The sequence below is a fragment of the Actinoplanes sp. NPDC051633 genome (assembly GCF_040681735.1).
Taxonomy (GTDB): domain Bacteria; phylum Actinomycetota; class Actinomycetes; order Mycobacteriales; family Micromonosporaceae; genus Actinoplanes.
In genome coordinates, this window is record NZ_JBFAZH010001063.1 from 1 (window position 1) to 2,670 (window position 2,670).

The window sequence follows — 2,670 nt, forward strand, 5'->3', positions numbered from 1 at the left end:
AACAACACCAACCGGGGCGTGGGCACGAACCCGGGTGTCGACGAGGCCAACCCGCGGGCCGCCAACAAGCACGGACACATCTTCGAGATCACCGAGGACGGCGACGACCACACCGGGACGACCTTCACCTGGGCGCTGCCGATCGTCTGCGGCGACCCGGCCGACCCGTCGACGTACTTCGCGGGCTTCGACAAGACGAAGGTGTCGCCGATCTCCTGCCCGGACAACGTCGCCTTCGACTCCGCCGGCAATCTCTGGATCTCCACCGACGGCAACGCGCTGGGCAGCAACGACGGCTTGTTCGCGGTGCCGCTGGAGGGTGCCGACCGGGGCCACCTGAGGCAGTTCCTGACGGTGCCGCTGGGCGCGGAGACGTGCGGGCCGTTTCTCACCGAGGACGACCGCTCGGTCTTCACCGCGGTCCAGCACCCGGGCGAGATCACCGGCGCGACGGTGGCGAACCCGGCGTCGACCTGGCCGGACGGCGACTTCGCCAAGCCGGCCGTGGTGGTCACCTGGCGCCTGGACGGTGGCCCGGTGGGCAGCTAGACCGTGCGGAGGTCGAGGGTGTGCCACACGGTGGTGTCCTGATCGCCGGTCGACCACCACAGCACGCCGCCCCGGCTGAAGGCGCCGTCGACCGCGGCGCTCAGCTCGACCGTCCGCTTCGCCGTGAGGTCGTGCACCACCAGGGCCTCGGTGCCGGTCAGGTCGGAGTCCGGCCGCGGCTCGGCCAGCACCTCGAACCGGTCCAGCACGGCCACGTCGGTCAGGGCCGCCGTCGCCTCGCTTCCCGCGATGCGGCGGCGGTCCTTGCCGTCCGGGCGCATGGCGTCGATCCGGGCCACGCCCTCGCCGGTGACGACGAGGACCCGGCACCACGCCGGGCTGCACGTGGTCAGCTCCGCCCCGCTGGTGTTGACCTCGGTCTCCTGCAGGGTTTCCGGGTTGCGCAGCCGCGTCGCGCCGGTCCGGTCGCCGGCGCCGTCGACCAGCCACGGCCATGTGCTCAGCGACCAGACGCCGGGCTCCTTGCGGACGGTCACCTCGCCGCCGGTCAGCGGCACCGACCGGATCTCGGTCGCGGCGTCACCGACGGCGGCGACCCAGTGCGCCGCACCGCCGGCGATCACCATGTCGTTGCGCGAGCCGTAGGTCAGCACGTTTCCGGTGTCGGCGGTGAGCCGGCGGGCGGGCCCGGTCACCGTGGCCGCCCACACCTCGGTTCGGCCGCCGTCGATCGACTCGGTCCAGGCGATCGTGGTGCCGTCGGTGGCGAACGCGTCGAACACCGGGTTGCCGGCGATGGGCCGGCGGCGCAGCTCACGGGTGGTGCCGTCGGAGTTGCGCACGAGGAGCCGCTGCTGGTCGCCGGACGGCGCCGGCGCGGTGCCGATCGCGGTCCGGGCGTCCAGGAAGATCCCCGGGTGGAAGATCGGGCCGTCCGCGAGGTTGCCCGGGATGTCGGCGCGCTGCGCCTGTGGCCACACGGTCGTCAGCGCCGCCCGGCCGGCCGGCGTGGCCTTCTGGGCGGGCTGCGACCGGAACACCAGCGCGGCGGCCGCCGCGAGAGCCAGGACCAGGACCGCGACCTGGGTACGCCGGGCCGTCATTCGTACTGGTTCCGCGGCGGCGCGATCTGTTCCCACGACCTGACCTCGAGGTACGGCACCTTCGCCTCGTTGATCTCGTCGGTGCCGGTCCGGGGGGTGTACACGCCGTCGACCCGCACCCAGCTGTCGGGGGCGAGGCCGGCGGGCGTGTCGCCGATCAGGCCCACCTTGATCGGGCGGCCGTCGGCGGCGCAGCAGGACAGCACCATCCGGGTGAGCATCGGCTGCCCGTCCGCGCCCTGCGTGACGAAGCCGACCAGCCGCAGCGTCCGCCCGCCGAGGCTCTTGCCCTCGTCGAAGACGGCCCGCGACGCGTAGTCGAGCAACGAGATCGGCGCCGGGTCGCCCGGCGGCAGCGGCGGGTAGTCGGACTGGCTCTGCGCGGTCAGCACGCTGCCGGACCGCTCGGCCGCGTACGACCCGAGGGCGGGCGGGGCGACGAGCAGGAGGCCGAGCACGGGAACGATCAGCAGCCAGCCGACCCGCGGCTCGTGATGGTGCTCCTCTTTCAATGGACGGCGCAGCTCGTACCACAGGGTGGCGACCGCGGCCGCCACCAGCACCAGGCCGGCCCCCACCAGGAACGGCCGCAGGCCCTCCTTCACGTAGCGCAGCGACAGGTCGGTGACGCCGGCCTTGACGATGGCGCCGCCGAAGAGCAGCAGGATCACGGCCTGCGCCTGCCGGTTCACAGCAGCACCCCAGCGGTGGCGACACCGGCCACGACCGCGACCACGAACGTCGCCGGTGCGAACCGGGCGGCGAACCGGCGGCCGAACACGCCGGACTGCATCGCGATCAGCTTGAGGTCCACCATCGGACCCACCACCAGGAACACCAGCCGTGCGGTCAGCGAGAACTGGGACAGCGACGCGGCCACGAATGCGTCCGCCTCGCTGCAGATCGACAGCAGCACGGCCAGCACCGCGAGCGCGAGCACCGACAGGACCGCGTGCCCGGCCAGGGATTGCAGCCAGCGGTCCGGCACCAGCACGTTGATGCTCGCGGCGGCCGCCGCCCCGAGCACGAGGAAGCCGCCGGCGTGCATGACGTCGTG

General features: G+C 73.1%; 4 protein-coding genes. 1 reads left to right on the forward strand and 3 read right to left on the reverse strand.

What is annotated here, in order from left to right; genetic code table 11:
• Positions 1-549 (forward strand): alkaline phosphatase PhoX (locus tag AB0M20_RS36930; RefSeq protein ID WP_364305367.1); only part of this gene is annotated, 549 nt, incomplete at its 5' end.
• Here AB0M20_RS36930 and AB0M20_RS36935 read toward each other — a convergent pair.
• From AB0M20_RS36935 to AB0M20_RS36945, 3 genes are all read right to left on the reverse strand, one after another.
• Entirely contained in the window at positions 546-1,649 is a 1,104-nt protein-coding gene (locus tag AB0M20_RS36935) for a hypothetical protein (RefSeq protein ID WP_364305368.1), read from the reverse strand. The two genes, AB0M20_RS36930 and AB0M20_RS36935, sit on opposite strands and share 4 nt — an antisense overlap.
• The gene (locus AB0M20_RS36940; RefSeq protein WP_364305370.1) at positions 1,610-2,305 is read right to left on the reverse strand and encodes a TIGR03943 family protein; all 696 of its coding nucleotides are present in this window, start codon (positions 2,303-2,305) and stop codon (positions 1,610-1,612) included. The genes AB0M20_RS36935 and AB0M20_RS36940 overlap by 40 nt, the downstream gene beginning before the upstream one ends.
• The coding region (locus tag AB0M20_RS36945; protein ID WP_364305372.1) for a permease at positions 2,302-2,670 on the reverse strand (369 nt) is incomplete at its 5' end. The genes AB0M20_RS36940 and AB0M20_RS36945, both read right to left, overlap by 4 nt.